13 protein-coding genes are annotated in these 17398 nt (G+C 38.7%); all 13 read right to left on the bottom strand.

What is annotated here, in order from left to right:
* Positions 1 to 79: 79 nt before the first annotated feature.
* The 13 genes from ACXYMX_RS15645 to ACXYMX_RS15585 all read right to left on the bottom strand — a co-directional run bounded on the left by ACXYMX_RS15645 (position 80) and on the right by ACXYMX_RS15585 (position 16981).
* Positions 80 to 1345 (bottom strand): ABC transporter substrate-binding protein, encoded by a 1266-nt coding sequence (locus ACXYMX_RS15645; RefSeq protein ID WP_459045173.1) that lies wholly within the window; start codon positions 1343 to 1345, stop codon positions 80 to 82.
* Between the two features lie 214 nt (positions 1346 to 1559).
* Positions 1560 to 3224, bottom strand: a complete 1665-nt coding sequence (locus ACXYMX_RS15640; RefSeq protein WP_459045172.1) for a long-chain-fatty-acid--CoA ligase — start codon at positions 3222 to 3224, stop codon at positions 1560 to 1562.
* Between the two features lie 297 nt (positions 3225 to 3521).
* Positions 3522 to 4232, bottom strand: coding sequence for an alpha/beta fold hydrolase (locus ACXYMX_RS15635; protein ID WP_459045185.1), 711 nt, complete (start codon positions 4230 to 4232; stop codon positions 3522 to 3524).
* 235 nt (positions 4233 to 4467) lie between these two features.
* Positions 4468 to 4905: an acyl-CoA thioesterase gene (locus ACXYMX_RS15630; protein WP_459045171.1), complete on the bottom strand. Its 438-nt coding sequence runs from the start codon at positions 4903 to 4905 to the stop codon at positions 4468 to 4470.
* A 41-nt stretch (positions 4906 to 4946) separates the two neighbouring features.
* The gene (locus ACXYMX_RS15625; RefSeq protein ID WP_459045184.1) at positions 4947 to 5921 is read right to left on the bottom strand and encodes a quinone oxidoreductase family protein; all 975 of its coding nucleotides are present in this window, start codon (positions 5919 to 5921) and stop codon (positions 4947 to 4949) included.
* Between the two features lie 99 nt (positions 5922 to 6020).
* Positions 6021 to 6776, bottom strand: a complete 756-nt coding sequence (locus ACXYMX_RS15620; protein WP_459045170.1) for a 2-phosphosulfolactate phosphatase — start codon at positions 6774 to 6776, stop codon at positions 6021 to 6023.
* On the bottom strand, positions 6776 to 7831 hold the full coding sequence (locus ACXYMX_RS15615; protein ID WP_459045169.1) for a phosphotransferase family protein: 1056 nt from the start codon (positions 7829 to 7831) through the stop codon (positions 6776 to 6778). Before ACXYMX_RS15615 ends, ACXYMX_RS15620 begins: the two co-directional genes overlap by 1 nt.
* A 167-nt stretch (positions 7832 to 7998) precedes the next feature.
* Complete coding sequence (locus tag ACXYMX_RS15610) at positions 7999 to 8781, bottom strand: SDR family oxidoreductase (RefSeq protein WP_459045168.1); 783 nt, start codon at positions 8779 to 8781, stop codon at positions 7999 to 8001.
* Between the two features lie 391 nt (positions 8782 to 9172).
* Positions 9173 to 10744, bottom strand: coding sequence for a class I adenylate-forming enzyme family protein (locus tag ACXYMX_RS15605; RefSeq protein ID WP_459045167.1), 1572 nt, complete (start codon positions 10742 to 10744; stop codon positions 9173 to 9175).
* A gap of 230 nt (positions 10745 to 10974) precedes the next feature.
* Entirely contained in the window at positions 10975 to 12567 is a 1593-nt protein-coding gene (locus tag ACXYMX_RS15600) for a long-chain-fatty-acid--CoA ligase (protein WP_459045166.1), read from the bottom strand.
* Positions 12568 to 12705: 138 nt separating this feature from the next.
* Positions 12706 to 14574 carry a bifunctional metallophosphatase/5'-nucleotidase gene (locus ACXYMX_RS15595; RefSeq protein WP_459045165.1) on the bottom strand — a complete coding sequence of 623 codons (1869 nt, stop codon included), beginning with the start codon at positions 14572 to 14574 and terminating at the stop codon, positions 12706 to 12708.
* A 250-nt stretch (positions 14575 to 14824) separates the two neighbouring features.
* Entirely contained in the window at positions 14825 to 15238 is a 414-nt protein-coding gene (locus tag ACXYMX_RS15590) for a carboxymuconolactone decarboxylase family protein (RefSeq protein WP_459045164.1), read from the bottom strand.
* A 147-nt stretch (positions 15239 to 15385) separates the two neighbouring features.
* Positions 15386 to 16981 carry a BCCT family transporter gene (locus tag ACXYMX_RS15585; protein ID WP_459045163.1) on the bottom strand — a complete coding sequence of 532 codons (1596 nt, stop codon included), beginning with the start codon at positions 16979 to 16981 and terminating at the stop codon, positions 15386 to 15388.
* Between the last annotated feature and the right edge of the window lie 417 nt (positions 16982 to 17398).

The following is a 17398-nucleotide window of genomic DNA, read 5'->3' as shown; positions in this document are numbered from 1 at the left end:
ACTAGATATTTTAAACAGCTATTAAAGAAGAATGGTCCATAGAATCTATGAACCATTACCTTTAATAAGTTAGTTGGTTTTACTCATACGTAACTTCTTGTGTAAGTGGGTCGAAATGAATTGGACCCGTCAACGGAATAATTTCACCGTCTTTTGCCTCTGTTAATATAAGTGTCAACAGACCGTAATGATTATCCGGACCGAATGTTACTCCTTCGTAAAGTGAACCATCCCACTGATCGAATGATTCCATAACTTTGTAAAACTCTTCCCATTCTAAGTCATCGCCTGCACGCTCTAGTGCTTCATGCATAATTTGTCCAATAGCCCATCCTAGTGGAGCAAATCCTGCTGTAGGATCTGAAGGATAATCTGCAGTGAATCTTTCAAGGAATAATTTCATAGCTGGGTCATCACTTAATTCAGGCATCGGGAATGTTGCAGCACTAATTGTTCCTTCCCAAGCCTCTCCTGCTAATTCAAATTGGTTAAGATCATTTCCACCAACTGAAGAAACTATGAACGGAATGTCACCAAGGCCGATACGATGAAGATCGCGTTTGAAGTTCGCCGCTGGATTTGGTGTCGCTAACATAATTATTGCATCCGGTTTGTTTTCAGAAACTTTCTGCGCTTGTGAGCTTAAGTCTGCATCGCCTGCAACATAAGATAGCTCATCAATTAGTTCTGCACCTTCATAATTTCCAATATTGTCTTTAACCGCTTCATAACCTTCTTTACCATAATCATCGTTTTGATAGATTACTGTTATTTTCTTAGCTCCAAGTTGATTAATAGCATAGTCAAGGTAAACTCCTGTTTCTACACGGTAGTTAAGAATACTTGAACCAAAGTAATTTTTAATTGGAGGGTCAACAAACTGTTTTGCTCCAGAACTTAACATTACCATTGGAATTCCTGATTTTTCGAAAGTAGGCTGAGCAGCTGTATTACATGGTGAACAAACGTTTCCTAATGTCGCGAAAACTTTATCTTCTTCCACCAAACGCTGTGCTAATTGAACCGTTTTAGCTGGTTGGTATTGATCATCATATGCTACTAACTTCAACTGACGACCGTGAACTCCACCTTCTTCGTTCACGTACTTGAAGTAAGAATCAATTCCTTTACGGAAAACGTCATAAACAGCAATTGGTCCAGTTTGTGGTCCAAGATGGCCAATTAATATCTCATCATCTGTAACACCTTGAACTTTTACACTAGATTTACTATCGCCATCTTTAGAACCTGATCCTTCTTCTTTACCCCCTGCATCATCCCCAGAACATGCAGCTAAAACCAAAGTTAAGACAAACATAAGTAGTAAAAGTGATATCTTTTTCATTTTCCATCCCCCTTAAATTTTATAAAGTTCACGAGTAATAAGTCTGAGTAATTCTATTTGTTAATCACCCCCTTTAATGCATCAACAGAGTATATAAAAAATTATTAAGTATAGTAGAATCTAATTTTCTCTATCGATTTCAGGTAATTGTTCTTTAGAATTATGAAAGAACCCTTTCTGCCGAATATTCCATCAATTAGGAATCTAGCTATCCTTAACTCTGAAGACGATCATTCTCTTCCTGTAATTTTCTCCAAAGTATTTTCCCACTACTCGTAAGTGGTAATCTTTCCCTAAACTCTATGAAGCGCGGATATTTGTAAGCTGCCATTCTTTCTTTTGCCCATTGAATAACTTCTTCTTCAGTAATCTTACCTACAAAGCTTTCATTCAAAATAACAAAAGCTTTAACTGTTTCTCCCCTTCGTACATCTGGAATTCCAATTACACATGCCTGTTGAATAGCTGGATGCTTATAAAGTTGAGATTCAATTTCTGTAGGCCACACCTTAAAACCCGCTGCATTTATCATTCGCTTAACTCGATCAACTAGGAAAAAATAGCCCTCATTGTCTACTCTTACAATATCGCCTGTCCGAAAAAAACTTTTTCCATCTATTTCAATAAATGAACTTCGATTGTCTTCTTCCCTGTTGTAGTAACCTTTCATCACTTGTTTCCCATTAACGACTAATTCGCCTTCTTCTCCTGAAGCTACTTCAGTGCCTTCATTCGGATTAATCACTCGTGCATCTACGTCCATCGATGGGATTCCGAGACATTGTAGTTTCGGACGATCAGGCGGATTAAAATGCGTATGCGACATCGTTTCTGTTAACCCGTATCCTTCTACGTATTCTAAGCCCGTAACTTCGGTCAATCGTTCACCTACCGCAACTGGAAGTGATGCACCGCCTCCTCCAATCAACTTTAGTGATGATAGTTGATATTCGGAAAGCTTAGGATGTGATAAAAAGTCAATAACCATGGTAGTAATATTAATCCAATTCGTGCATCGGTATTTCTCAATTGCTTCCATAGCATAATTTCGATCCCACCGCGTCATCATAACAATCGTTCCGCCAACATATAGTGGTGCATGCATGCTGTGTGTCATTCCAGTTACATGAAAAAGCGGAAGAGATAATAAGTTTATCGTACTAGATGTCATATTAAACCATTGGTAGGCACCTATCGTGTTTGCTTGCACAGTACTATTTGTATGAATGCATCCTTTTGGAATTCCAGTAGTACCCGATGTATAAGGCAATGCAACAACATCCTCTGAATTTCCTTTGAACACAGATGGTTCAAGTTTCATCTCTAGTGCTTCTTTCCACAATACATCCTCGCTTACTTCCGAAGTTTTTCTTACTTCTGTATTGGGAAATTTCCCATATTCCTTTTCATCACCTGCATAATCCGAATAAGATGCGATAACAATCTTTTCGAGGCAAGTCGTTTTTTTCAATTCAGCAATCTTACTATGTTGTTCATCACCTATAAGACTAAAGCGAATCGAACCGTCATTAATAAAAAAAGATAAATCTTCACTCGTACTCATTGGATTGATCGGAACAACAACTGCCCTTACTCGTAAAATAGCATAATAGCTTATTAAAAATTGTGGTGAATTTTGCATTAAGAGAAGAACGTTATCCCCTTTTACAACTCCAAGTTTATTCTCTAAATACCCAGCAAGCGCTTCCACTTTTCTGAATATTTCTTCATATGTATATTTAGCGCCGTAATAATAAAGCGCGACTTTCTTTGGATACTTTTTTGCGGAAATGGCTAGATTCTCATACAGAGAGGTTTCGGGAACATCTAAAGTTTTAGGTAACCTCTTCGGCCAAAATTCATAATGTACTGTATTCATTTCAGATCCCCTTTTTCTTGTATATATTTCTTTTTATATAAATCTATAAGAAGCTTTTAAATTTAGTGCAGGATACTTACTTTTAGAAGGAATAGATTGGCCGAACTCTCTTATAATCAACTTATAGGGATTGCAGTAAAGACCGAGAGTTTTCACTCTAAAAGAAATTATATGAATGGGGTGATTTATTAAAATATTCAAAATAAATCTATTCTTAAATAATCTTACCATTAACTTTGAAAATATCAAGACCATATAATAAATTTATTATTTAAATATTTCAATATGGGTAATCCCCTATTTCGATTGACTGTCAATAAAAGCTTTAAACTCGAATAACTTCTCTGAAACAACTTTAGGTTGTTCAACCATTGGGAAATGACCACAATTTTCAATTAGAACTGTTGTTACATTCTTATTTGCTTCTTCCAGAGCTTCCTTTGTATTTTCAGGAAGTAACCGATCTTCATTTCCTAACAAGAGTAAGATTGGAACTTGAATTTCAGAGAAACGTTCATACCCACTCAAGTAGTTGTTACTTAAATCAAAATCACTAAAAGCTGCCTGTAGAGGAATTTCTTCAAGTTCTTGTTTCTCGGCATCTAACACTTTTTTATCGATTTCTTTAGAATACGATGCGTAGAAAAATCCATCCGGATAGATACCGTCTTTTAATTTCTCTAGAAATTTCTCGTTAACAGGAATTCGGTAATGAGACGATATAAGAACAATACCCGTAATGTTTTTATTCCTATTCGCTAGTTCGATTGCAACTAATCCACCCATAGAATGACCCACAAGAATAACGTTATTTTTTATTTGAGGGCTTAAGTACTCGGCGTGTTTTTCTATTGAGCTGACATCTTCATTCCCCTCTCCATCACGTCCTGCTAAATCTACGTACTTTGCTACAACTTCTTTTAAATCCCCTGACAAATACCTCCACTTGCTTTTCGTACCACCAGCACCGTGAAGAAATAGAAATTCGGACTTCTCTGAATAACGAATAGGAATGCACCACCTTCTGTAAATAAGTTAAGCTTTGCTTTATAAAGTTTTATATTTTAAAATAGTAACTATTCTGGAAACTCTAGAGTTCAGATTAAACCATCCGATTTTCTTTGTCAACGCAATTCTGAATATTACCTCAAATATCTTGGGTAGCGTACTACATATTTCATTTCATCATTATTGAGTAGGCGGTTACATTTTATGATCAACCTTTATAAATAAAGAGACTATCCTATACAGAAGGAGAGTCCCTTAATTCAACTATCAAATAATCTTCCAAAACACGTTTCAGATCCTCAGATACTGGAATGGTTTGTTGTGCTTCGTAATCGAAACAAACCATTACGGCGGTCCCTTTAGCAATTAATACATTGTTTTCGGTATCTTTTATTTCATGCCTCACTGTAAAACTTTTCTTCCCTATTTTCAAAACTTCGGTAGTAACTGTAAGTGTTTGAAGAGCAAATGCCTGCGCTAAAAAATCACAATCCGTCCTGCCCAAAATAAAGTTGATCCGTTCATTTCTATCTCTTTTAATAAAACCTAGCTCTGTTAAAAATTTAATGCGGGCTTCCTCAAAATACGAAAAGTAGCTTGTATTGCTTACATGCCCACTTGCATCGGTCTCACAAAATCGTATATAAACTTCAATTTCATTTAGCTTATTCAAAGTGTTTTCACCCCTCATAATTATAAAATTAAATGCGTGAATTAAGGTACAAGGACTAATTTCCCCATCGTATTTCTTGTTTGCAAGGACTGATGCACTTCCGCGGCATCTTCTAATTTGAATGTTCCACCGATTGTTAATTCAAGCTGTCCGTTCCCGACGAAGCTAAGCAATTCTTTAAAACTGTTTTGGTACAATTCTGAATCCTGACTAATTTCCGGCAAGAAGAAGCCTGAAACGGTTTGATTTCGTTTCATAAGCTGACGAGCATGGAATTGTGAAGATTGACCACTTGCTGCACCAAATATTACCAAACGACCAAATGAAGCTAAGCATTCGAGTGATTTATGAAAAATGTCTCCTCCAACCATCTCAAGAACAACATCAACACCTTTACCATCCGTTACTTCTAGTATTTTTTTCTCCCAACCATCTTCTGTATAGTTGACGGTGTGATCCGCACCAAGTCTTTTTGCATGGGCTAATTTTTCGTCCGTACTCGCTGTTGCAATAACTTTACCCGCGCCAAATAATTTAGCCAGTTGTACGGATAGCGCCCCGACTCCACCAGCTGCTGCATGGACAAGAACGGTTTCGCCCTCCTTCAATTGACCCATTGTTTTCAAAATGTGATAAGCAGTCTGACCTTGTAAAGGCAATGCAACTGCGCTTGTAAACTCCACATTATCCGGTACAGGAACTAATGCTTTTTCCTCAACTTTTGCATATTGAGCATAACCCGATGATTCAATCAACGCTACAACACGATTTCCAACCTTGGATTGCTCTACTTCTTTTCCTACACCCACAATAACTCCAGCCACTTCATATCCAGGTATGAAAGGTAATACTGTCGGTACAAGGTATTTCCCTTCGCGACGTGCAATATCCGCATAGTTAACCCCTATGGCTTTTACCTCTACCAAAACCTCTCGGTCACCAAGTTCTGGTTTATTTACCTCAATATACTTCAATACATCAGGTCCACCAAACTCATCTAATCGAATTGCTTTCATAGTATTCCCCATTTTTTCTTCCCCCTCAAATTGTCTATCCGTAAACGGTATCCAGATTCTCTGAAATGCACGGTTTCATTGGTACACCTTCTCGTGCATTTATTCATTCAATACCATTTTTCCATCCTCAAGCTCTGGGACAACCGATAGTATCCCTTTTTCGGTTGCATAAATAAGGTCCTCTGTTAAACCAGCCCTCACTAACATTTCACCGACCAAAGATGCCTCCAATAGTTCCAACGCCAGTTCTTCATTTCCTCGATACAAGAAAAGAGCTGCTTTAGCGGAATCAGTCAGTTCCCATGTATCGTTTTCTGCAACTAACTGGTGGATGAAATATCCTGCTCCATAAAAGTCCTCTAATGAGAAACCCCCGCTTGACCCTGCACAAACGACAATTATCGGATCATCCAAATGTTCCCTCACTACTTTTTGCACAACTGCATTTACATTGGGTAAGCATGCAGCATAGACCTTTTTTGCGCTCGAGACTTTTCGAATTGCTACGGTACCATTTGTAGTTGAAAGTACGAGTGACTTTCCCTTAACGATGTCTTTTAAACGGGTCACTAACGGGTCTGAGAAACCAGCAATCGTTCTTCCCTCTAGCTCTCCAGCAATAATTGTGGAACTCATATCAACTGTTTCTTTTATTTGTAAAGCCTCAGCTCCGTCCAAAACAGGAATTACCTCTTTAGCTCCGTAATGTAACACAGCCGCAATTGTTGTAGTTGCAAGCAAAACATCGAATACCACAGCTACTTTTGTTTCATCTATTTTAGCGCTGTCTATTTCTTCTTTCGAAAGTACTAAATGAAGTTTTGGATGTTTATTCTTTTTCGGAGTTGTTTGCATTATGATTCTTCCTTTATTGTTAAGGCATGTTGGATGAAACTATGTACGATTTTATTCAAATTTGCGAAACGTGAATCCGTTGTCTGACCTTTTTTATAGCGATAGAACATTTGCTGACAAACGACTGCAACTTTAAAATAGGCAAAGACAATGTAATAATTTATATGTTGTACATCCCTGCCACTTTTTTCTGCGTAACGTTCAATAAATTCTTTGCGCGTATAAAAACCTTCTTGTATCGTAATGGCTGGAGCTCCAAATGCATTATGTAACACTTCTGAGTCCCCCGCTTCGATCCAGTAGCCCATCGCAACTCCCAAATCTGCAAGTGGATCCCCCACAGTTGTCATTTCCCAATCAAATAAACCCGTCATTTCAGTAAAGTCAGGTGAAAACATTGCGTTGTTTAGCTTGAAATCATAGTGAATTATCGTAGGTGTTGGCGAGACTGGAATATTCTCTTGAAGCCATGCTATCAATTCCGTAAGTTCTGGAATTTCTGACGTTTTGGCTTTCCCATATCTTCCAATCCATCCAGACACTTGTCTTTCTAAAAAACCATCCGGATGTACCATGTTGACAAGTTCTGTTTTTTTGTAGTCAATTGAGTGTAACTCAACAATTTTATCTACCATAATTTCAGAAACTCTTTTTGCATGTTGAAACGTATCTTTTGTTCCTTCTGGGAATGATGTATTTAAAACGACGCCGTGACGCCTTTCCATGATCATAAATGGACTACCTACCACCGACAGATCATCCGAGAAAACAATTGGCTCTGGGACGGTATTAAAGATTGGATGAAGCGCAGATAAAACATTGAATTCTCGCTCCATATCATGAGCTCTCGCAGCAACCGGTCCAAGTGGTGGCCTCCTAAGTACCGCTTCCCAATCCCCAATTTGAAGGGCGTAAGTTAAATTCGAATACCCTTCCCCAAATTGACGAATCGTTAATTCTCCTTCAGGTAAATCTTTAATTGCACTCCTTAGAAATGTTACTAGTTTATCGTTATCTAGCTCTTCCCCACTGCGAACAGCGATTGTATTGCTCATTACATCCTCCAATTTATACACCTCTTTGCTATTGTCGTGCCTACCTTTTCATCACATAAATCGACTAGTTAACGACCGAATCTCGGCTTCAAAAACTACAAACAAGGTGGAATTACCCGCCTTGTTTGTTGGATTCTATTTATTTTTTTATTGAAAGGAGTTCACTTTTATCCTAAGACCTTTGCACTTGTTCCACCATCTACAACTAATACGTTACCCGTTACGTAATCAGATGCTCTGGACCCTAAAAACAGTGCTGCACCTTTCATATCTTCATCTGAACCGTAGCGTTTGAGTGGCGTCATCTCTAAAATAGCATCTCCGCCGCGCTCAAGAAGTACACTTGACATTTTCGTCGGGAAAAATCCTGGTGCAATCGCATTGACGTTTATGTTGTGCACTCCCCACTTAACTGCAAGATCTTTTGTAAATGTAATTACTGCACCTTTACTCGTGTTGTAGCCAATAGTGTCCATGTACTTATCATCAGTTCCACCAAGACCTGCTATTGAAGCGATGTTAATAATCTTTCCGCTTTTTTGCTTGATCATTGCTTTACCAACTTCTTGACTCATCAGAAAAATGCCATTTACGTTTACTTCCATCACTTTTACCCATGCTTCATACGGCATATCGATAGCCGGCGATGCCCAAGTTGCTCCACTGTTATTCACAAGAATGTCGATTGTACCAAATTCACTCAGTGTTTCTTCAACGACTCTTTTTACATCTTCTGGACTCGTAACATCACAGGCTAGTCCAATTGAGCGAACACCCAGCGCTTCTAATTCTTTACTCGTCTCAAGACACGCTTCAAGTTTTCTTGAACAAACAACAACATTTGCCCCTGCTTCCGCATAAGCTCTTGCAATTTGTGCACCTAGACCTCTTCCGCCTCCTGTTACGATTGCTGTTTTACCTTTTAAGCTAAATAAATCAAATACACTCATTTTCATATCCCCTTTTCTATTTGTTTTGCAACTGCTGTACCTAACCTCTGAATTTTTCTTTCGAATGAATATGTAAGTAGTAGTCTGTTATAGTTTCCGTATTCAGTTGTAACCTTAATTCACTCGAATCAATTAACATTCTACTAACCTATTTAATAATCGCAATTATCACAAGAGATTAACTAGAATCGTTATTCTGAATATTTAAGGCATAAGTATATGCTAACGCTTACAATTCTAATAATCAAGTAAATAAACCATTTAAATTCCAGTCTTCATTTACATTGACCATAAAAATAAATAGAGCGGAGCTGTCCCAAAAGTCAGTGAATACTGAAATTCTGTGACAGCCCCCTGCTTTCATTTGCCTTGATTCTACTTACATATTTCGTTAATTAATCGCTCTTCCCAACTTGCCCCAAAAAGGTTCACGCAATGCTTTTTTATCAATTTTTCCATAAGGAGTTAGTGGTAAACTATCGATAAAGAGTACCTTTTTTGGACACTTATACTTTGATAATTCTGCTTTACAGAGCGTAATAATCTCGGTTTCCGTTGGAGTAGTACCTGCCTTAGCTATAATGACGGCCATAACAGCTTCTCCCCAGTCTGAATCAGGTACGCCAATAACTGCGACTTGACTAACCATCGGATGGGTCTGAATTACGTTTTCGACCTCAGACGTATATACATTCATACCCCCACTGATAACTATGTCCTTTTTTCGGTCAAGCAAGTAAATGTAACCGTCCTCATCTTTCATCCCATAATCACCTGTATATAACCAACCATCTTTTAATGATTCCGCCGTTAGTTCTGGTTGTTGGTGGTATTCAATCATATTATAGGGTGTTTTAGTTGTAATCTCACCTTCAACTCTTGGAGGCACTTCATTGCCCATTTCATCTACTATTTTCACTTCGCTCATCATGACCGGCTGCCCACAACTACGTAATCTCTCCGTCTTATCTCCTGAAGCCGTATGATCTGATTTTTTCAAGCGTGTAATAAAGTTCGGTGCCTCGGTTTGGCCATATAGTTGAGTGAACACTGGTCCGAATAATTTCAGTCCTTGTTTCAGACGTTCTTCGGTAATTGGAGCAGCCCCATATAAAATGGTCCGCAAAGAAGACAAATCAAATTCTTTCCCAATCATTTCATCCATTATTCGGTAAATCATTGTTGGCACCATAAAGGTAAATGTAACTTTATCTTTTTCGATTCGGTCAATAACTACTTGTGGATTAAAGCTTTTTTCAATAAAATGAAAAGCCCCTTTGACTATTCCTGCTTGTATTACCATTCCTGCACTATGCGGGAGTGGGGTAGACAGTAGAATTCGTTCATCCCCTTGCAATTCTAATTCAATTATATGTGAGAATATATTTATGGCCATATTTTCTTGTGTGTGAACTACACCTTTAGGAAGTCCAGTTGTCCCTCCTGTATAAATAATCAAAGCCTTATCCTCTGGAAGGACTTCGATAGTTGGAAGTTCATTGGATTCATTTTCTTGAAATTGTGCCCAAGGTATCATGCCTTCTGGACATTCGCCATCATCTGCTACCGCGACGATAAGTTCAAGGTTAGGCAAGTCCTTTTTAATATTGCTCATAATATCGAAAAAGTTTTTTCCGACAATCGCTACTTTCGCCTCTGAATCTTGCAATATATATTTTATTTCATTTTCTCCAAGCATGTCGTTTAACGGTACTTTTGTTCCACCAACCAAGCTTAAACCCATATCACTAATTACGAATTCCATACAGTTAGACATAATCAAAGCTACAGGTATATTGGGTCCAACACCATGCTTACCCAATGCGTTTGCAACACGACTTGATGACTCTAATAATTCTTCATACGTTACCACTTCATCTTGATAGGCTAATGCTTTTTTATCTCCATGATGAGTTAACGCATTTTTAAATAAATGATGTAATGTTAATAAAGAACGATTCAACGAACTTCCTCCTCTTTCAGCACAATATGAATGAACTAGATTGTTTGTCATTATTCGGAGTGTTTATATCCCAAGTATAAATTTTCCTTCATTAAATAGGTTGTAATTCTTTCTCTTTACGTATGACTAGGTATCAAAACGTCTATACTTCTCAAACTCAACTAAAATTAAATTAAAACAACTTCCCCTACTTCCTAGAATGAAAGAAAGAGAGGGGAAGTTTCGTTCTATTAATTTACTTTTTTCGTTCCATCCCAGTACATTTGTCTTAATAGGAACTTTTGTAGTTTCCCAGTCGCTGTTTTTGGTAGTTCTTTAACGAATTCTACTGACTTAGGAGCTTTGAAGTGAGCTGTTGCAGCACGGCAAAAGTCAATAATTTCTTTTTCCGTCGCATGCTTACCAGGATGCAGTACAATTATCGCTTTAGGTACTTCCCCCCACTTTTCATCAGGAACGGCAATTACGGCTACTTCAAATACGGACGGATGCTTGTATAGAATCGACTCAAGTTCTGTGGAAGAAATATTTTCCCCACCTGAAATAATCATATCTTTATCTCTATCTTGGATTTCGATATATCCATCAGGATGAGTAACTGCCAAATCACCTGTATGAAACCACCCGTTTCGAATGGCAATTGATGTTTGTTCTGGATCTTTATAATAACCTTTCATGACAACGTTCCCTCGGGTTACGATTTCTCCAATTTCTTTACCGTCCCAGGCAACTTCCACATCTTCAGAATTAACGACTTTGGTTTCCCCACTAAACGCAAGTTCAATACCTTGTCTAGCTTTAATTACTGCTTGATCTTCAAGCGATTTCAAATCGAATTCAGTTCTCCATTCATTATGAAGAATAAAAGGTGAAGTTTCAGTTAGGCCATAGATATGAATCATATTTAACCCAAGAATGTCTTTGGCTTTTGCAATTAGTGAAGCAGAAGGTGGAGCACCGCCCGTAGCCATTCTCGGACTTGTTGTGATTTTCGTATCTTTCGCGTTTGGAACGTTAACCAACATATTCACAACTGTTGGCGCACCACATAAGAATGTGATTTTATGTTTTTCAAACAACTCAAGAATCAGTGGCGGATCAATCTTTCTCAAACATACATGCGTTGCTCCTACTGCAGTGATCGCCCAAACTCCGCCCCATCCATTTGCATGAAACATTGGCAATGTATGCAGATATACATCTTCAGTCTTAACATCAAAGTGATTTATGAAGTTAGCACCGTTCAAATAATTTCCACGGTGAGTCAACATCACACCTTTTGGCTTTGAAGTTGTACCACTCGTGTAATTTAATGTAAGAAGTTGATTCTCATCTAAATCGATTGGGGGTGGAAGCGCTTTCCCAGACGACTGTTGAATGAATTCCTCAAAATCAATTCCATCCAACGAATTGTTTTGCCCCTCAACAGATACTACGATAAATTTATCGAATGATAGATTTCCTTTAATTTCCTCAATTGGTCCTGTAAATTCTTCGTCTACAATGAGCATTTTTGCATCACTATGATTAATAATATATTCTAAATCATTCGATGCGAGTCGATAATTTAACGGCACCATGACTGCCCCTAGCTGACAAATCCCATAAAAACATTCCAACATATAATGGGTATTTGGCAACATTACTGCGACATGATCACCTTCTTTAATGCCTGAATTATGTAGGGAGATGGCAAGCTCATCTGTGCGTCGACAAAATTCCTTATACGTGAATTCCTTCTCTTCGTCAATCACAGCTACTTTTTCTGGATAATATTTCAAAGCCCTTCGTTTCCAATCAAGTGGTGATAGTGGTGTAAACAAGTAAACCAACTCCCATTCGTTATAATTGTTATAATAGTCAAACTTATTTGCATTATAGCATGAAGAATAAATAATATATACTAACAATTCTAAAATAATGTTTTTATCTGGTTTAAAGACTCTCAAATTATGAACCTTTTAGAACGATGCTCTTTTGCGACGCCCTCTTTTCACTAACAGCATACTAACAAACACTAGAATTCCTACAAATGCTAGAACAATTCCGAAAGCTGTCAATATGATTCCATTCGGATTTTTAAGTATGGCGAAAAGATTGGCGTCTTCCACAACGACTTTTCTGTTTTGAGTAGTTTCATAATATACAGGTACTTGTGGCACACCGTTTACTTTTTCAAACGACTTCATGTACGTAGCGATTGCGTACCATTCTTTTACTTCCTGATTCGTGTCCGTATAAATGATCTGCTCTTCAAAATTCGTAACGGGCGTCCCGTCTTTCATCTTCGGAACGACGGATAGAATTCCGAACGACTTTTCATTTACATATGGAAGCATTTGTGCCGAATAGAGCCCCGCGACGACTCTGTAAAGTTTGTCATCCTTGATTTCCTCTCTATTCCCCTCTATATCTTGCAAACTGACTTCTGTTACTTTATTAAACAAAAGGCGCTTTGTATTGAATGTATAACTGAGTCCAGCCACGTACAGTTGAACCTCGTTCATAATCGGCGTAATTGACGCATCAACTTCCGCGACGGTTTTCAGTTCTTTCCCTGTCAAATAGATTGATAGAAGTGGATAGCCTGAAATTTCATCGGGACCAACACCTAATGAATCGACATTGAATACATTTGAAACAGCTAAATCTCCCTTGGTAAATGAATTTCGAATATTACCGTATGGCATAACCGCAGCAGCGATCGGCTCATACGCATCGCCTTCGATTTCACGAACCGTGTGAATAAAGGAATCTCCGATTAAGTTTCCAAGTGGTTCTTCTTCCTGATAGACGCCAAAATCTACAAACGCTGTGAAATCAAACGGTGAGTATGCGAGTACTTCATCAAATTCCATTCCAAAACGATCGAGATAGTTTTCTTGAACAACTTGTCGGTAGTCTTCAATCAGTTTGGCGGTAGTCGGTTCTTCTTCGAACGACTCATCAATTGCGACCAATTTATATTCATCAAGTTCCCAGTTTTCCTTGTCGTCTTTTAAAAGGGTAAGGACACCGAGATTTTCACCGTACTCACCCGTTGAACCAATAATTGTTTTACCAACGAGTATCGGTTCTTCGAGCAATGTATGGCTGTGACCACTAACGATGACATCGATGTCTGGAACTTTTTTTGCAAGGAGTTCATCTTCAGATTTTGCCGGATCATCCGACGTCCCTGAGTGCGAAATTGCGATGATTAGATCAACGTTTTCATCGTTTTTCAGCATTGTGGCGGTTGATTTTGCGCTTTCAATCGCATCTTCAAACTTTACTCCCGCCATTGGAGCGTTCGAGTCGGCTTCTTCTCCCATTAAACCGATAATCCCAATCCGCACACCTTTTCGTTCAATGATTAGATGATCCAGCACTTCGTAGTCTTCCATCGCTTCTTTTAACGTACGTAAGTTACTGGCAAGTTTTCCGTTCTCTTCTTCTGGAAAAGATGTATTGGAAGCGACGATGTACGGAAGCTTATCCCCACTGGCTTTTGCCGATTGCAAACTGGCCGCCAATCCTTCTGCCCGGAAGTCAAATTCATGGTTTCCTAGCGTTGTCGCGTCATACCCCATATGCCCCATGAGGCGCAGTCCGGGTGAGTGCGATGCGTAAATGGTTTGAAACAATGTTCCCATTGCATAATCCCCGGCATCCACCAACAAAGCATCGGGGTCAATTTCACGTTGTTCTTTTATTGCACTGTGAAGCCTTGCATACCCCCCAACCGTCAATCTTTCCTGCCCTCTCCGTACTTCAAAAGGAAGATAATTATCATGTAAATCATGTGTAAAAAGGATTGTGATCGATTCATTCGAAGTAGCCGCGTTCACACTTGAACTCGGGTAAGCGATTGATAGGACCAAAATTGTAGTTAGTAAATAAAGTAGTCTCGTTAGTTTTGTAATTGGAATTCCCCCTTGGATTCGTTTAATTAATTTTATGTATTAATTAATAATACCATTTATAAGGCGAATATTCCCATATTTCAAAGTCCTTGGAATTAATGTACTCACTTTATTATCCAAATAAAAAAAGCTTCCAATCAACAGAATTCTTGTTGATTGGAAACCTATTAAAAACTTACTCTAATGCAGATGTGTCCACCGTTATACCCCGTTCATCAAACACGCGTTGTGCAGCTTTTAATGCATTCAATGCACGTGGAAAACCTGTATACGGAATGAGATGCACAATGCAACCGACAATTTCTTCCGGTGTTAAACCAACTGTCAAGCCTGTTTTGACATGCATTTCAATTTGAGGAGTTCCTTGTGCAACAAGCGCTGATATCGTTGTTAGTACTTTTTGTTTGTTATCCAGTCCAGGACGCGCATAAATATCTCCAAAAGCAAATTCAACAACATATTTTCTTAAATCCGGTGCAATGTCTGTAAATCCTTCACCAATATCCATATGCCCCGTTGGATTTTCACTGTCTGGTATAGTAAGTTCCTTTAATTTGTCCAATCCTTTTTGATAGCGATCTGTAGTCATTCTTAATTCCCCCTTATGTTTACTAGTTAACTAGATAAGATCGTACTCATTTTAACATAACATAAACTTTTCTGTCTTTTCCGTAGTTGGCGAATAAATAGTAAAACCAGTCGGCTTCTCACTTGGAGAATACCAACTGGCATCTACTTACTTATCTTTTTTAGGTGAGTCAACTTCACTAGCCTTTTTTGGAACTACTTTCCCCATTACGCTAGGATTGATTCCAAACTGAGCTTCATACATGATTTTCGCAGCCTTTGGACCAGCCCAAAACGTTGGGAATAAAAGTAAGGATACCGGAATCGCCGTTACGACGATAAATGATTGAATCGCGTCAATTCCGCCTCCACCTATCATTAAGAGCACGATTGCTACCGCACCCATAATAATCGCCCAAAACACACGCAACGTTTTTGGTGGGTGACCATCTCCCGCTATCGCAACAGAAATTGTATACGACATCGAATCCGCAGTTGTTACAACGAATAATATTGTCACTAACAAAAAGAGTGGTGCAATTATCGAACTGAGTGGCAATTGTTGTGTAATTGCAATCATTGCAGCTGGCATACCCGACGTATTCAGTGCGTCTGAAATAACGCCTGGCTGAGCGATTTCATAAAACATCCCTGAACCACCAACAACCGTAAACCAAAACGTCGTTACGATAGGTGCAGTAATGGAAACTGCCAAAATCAATTCACGGATCGTACGTCCACGCGTAATCGTTGAAATAAAAATGGCCATCATTGGTCCATATCCGAGGAACCATCCCCAGAAAAAGACCGTCCAAGAGCCTAACCAAACTGAATCGCCACGAAATGTACTCATCGCAAAAAATTCTTGAAGATGAATCCCTGCTGCAGCTAAATATGTATTCAGGATAAATCCACCTGGTCCTAAAACTAAAATCGCAACAATTAATACTAGTGTAATGATGATATTTAAATTACTCAAAAATTGGATCCCTTTACGCAAACCTGTCACCGCGGATACCGTAGCAATGACCACGACACCAAGAATGATCAACACTTGTGTAAGTAATGTATTCGGTACCCCAAACAACGCTTCTAATCCATACGCAGCTTGTAAACCAAGAAATCCAATAGGACCAATCGTCCCTGCCGCAACCGCAATAACAGCAGACGCGTCAATAACGGTTCCAAGTACACTTTTCCCCATGATTTTTTCCCCTAGCAATGGGTAAAGCATTGTACGTGGTTTCAGTGGCATTCCTTTCTCATAATGCGCATACATCAAAACAATCGTTCCCAGCGTACCGAGAATCGACCATGCGAGAAAACCCCAATGTAAATAGGTTTGAACAAAAGCGGGAATAATCGAACTTTCAGTGCCCGACACGACATCAGTACCTTCAAAAATCGGAGGCGTTGAGAGAAAATGGTACATTGGTTCAGCAGCTGCCCAAAAGACTCCGCCTCCCGCAAGTAACGTTGTCATAATCATGGCAATCCACTTAAAATAACCGACTTCTGGTTTATCAATTCCGCCTAAACGGACCTTCCCGTAGTTTGAAAAGCCTAGAAAAAGTGCGATGAAAAACGTACCTAATAACAACACTTGCCAAAATCCACCGAAATATCTTACCGCAAAAGCGAATGAATTATTCACCATAGCTGATACAAAATCCATATTGATAAATGATGCAATGACAAAGGCTACAAGTAGTCCACCACTAATGATAAGTACCTGCCAATCGATTTTTCTTTCATATTGATTCAAAAGTAAACATCCTTTATAAACTTATTTTACAAGTGCTCTCCACAACAGAAAAAAGAGAATTTACTCTATCTCCAATTTCAACAGCAAAACCAACGTTACCAAGTGTCAACGCCATACTGACCGAGCGCTGAATATTGCAGATGAATTGAGCCACTTGTGCGGAGTTTTGAGCCAGTCACTGCGGAAGATAGAGCCACCAAGTGCGGAACAGAGAGCCACTATATATAGTAAAACCTCTTGTATAATAAAGTAGCATGCAAATCAGCATGACTCTAATATACAGGAGGTTTTTTTATGGTTAATTATCGAAAGATTCTGGAACTATATTTTGATGGCATTAGTCAAAGAACTATTAGTTCTAGTACTGGCCACTCAAGAAATACGGTCTCTGAAGTCGTTCGACGCTCAAAGAAACTT

The organism is Sporosarcina sp. CAU 1771 (assembly GCF_054482775.1).
Note: the sequence above shows the minus strand (reverse complement) of the source record. Positions and strands in the feature narration are given on the sequence as shown.

Excerpts from the sequence above, each read along its gene's own strand:
- ACXYMX_RS15645 (WP_459045173.1), bottom strand. The coding sequence starts at position 1,345 with ATGAAAAAGATATCACTTTTACTACTTATGTTTGTCTTAACTTTGGTT.
- ACXYMX_RS15640 (WP_459045172.1), bottom strand. The coding sequence starts at position 3,224 with ATGAATACAGTACATTATGAATTTTGGCCGAAGAGGTTACCTAAAACT.
- ACXYMX_RS15625 (WP_459045184.1), bottom strand. The coding sequence starts at position 5,921 with ATGAAAGCAATTCGATTAGATGAGTTTGGTGGACCTGATGTATTGAAG.
- ACXYMX_RS15620 (WP_459045170.1), bottom strand. The coding sequence starts at position 6,776 with ATGCAAACAACTCCGAAAAAGAATAAACATCCAAAACTTCATTTAGTA.
- ACXYMX_RS15615 (WP_459045169.1), bottom strand. The coding sequence starts at position 7,831 with ATGAGCAATACAATCGCTGTTCGCAGTGGGGAAGAGCTAGATAACGAT.
- ACXYMX_RS15610 (WP_459045168.1), bottom strand. The coding sequence starts at position 8,781 with ATGAGTGTATTTGATTTATTTAGCTTAAAAGGTAAAACAGCAATCGTA.
- ACXYMX_RS15590 (WP_459045164.1), bottom strand. The coding sequence starts at position 15,238 with ATGACTACAGATCGCTATCAAAAAGGATTGGACAAATTAAAGGAACTT.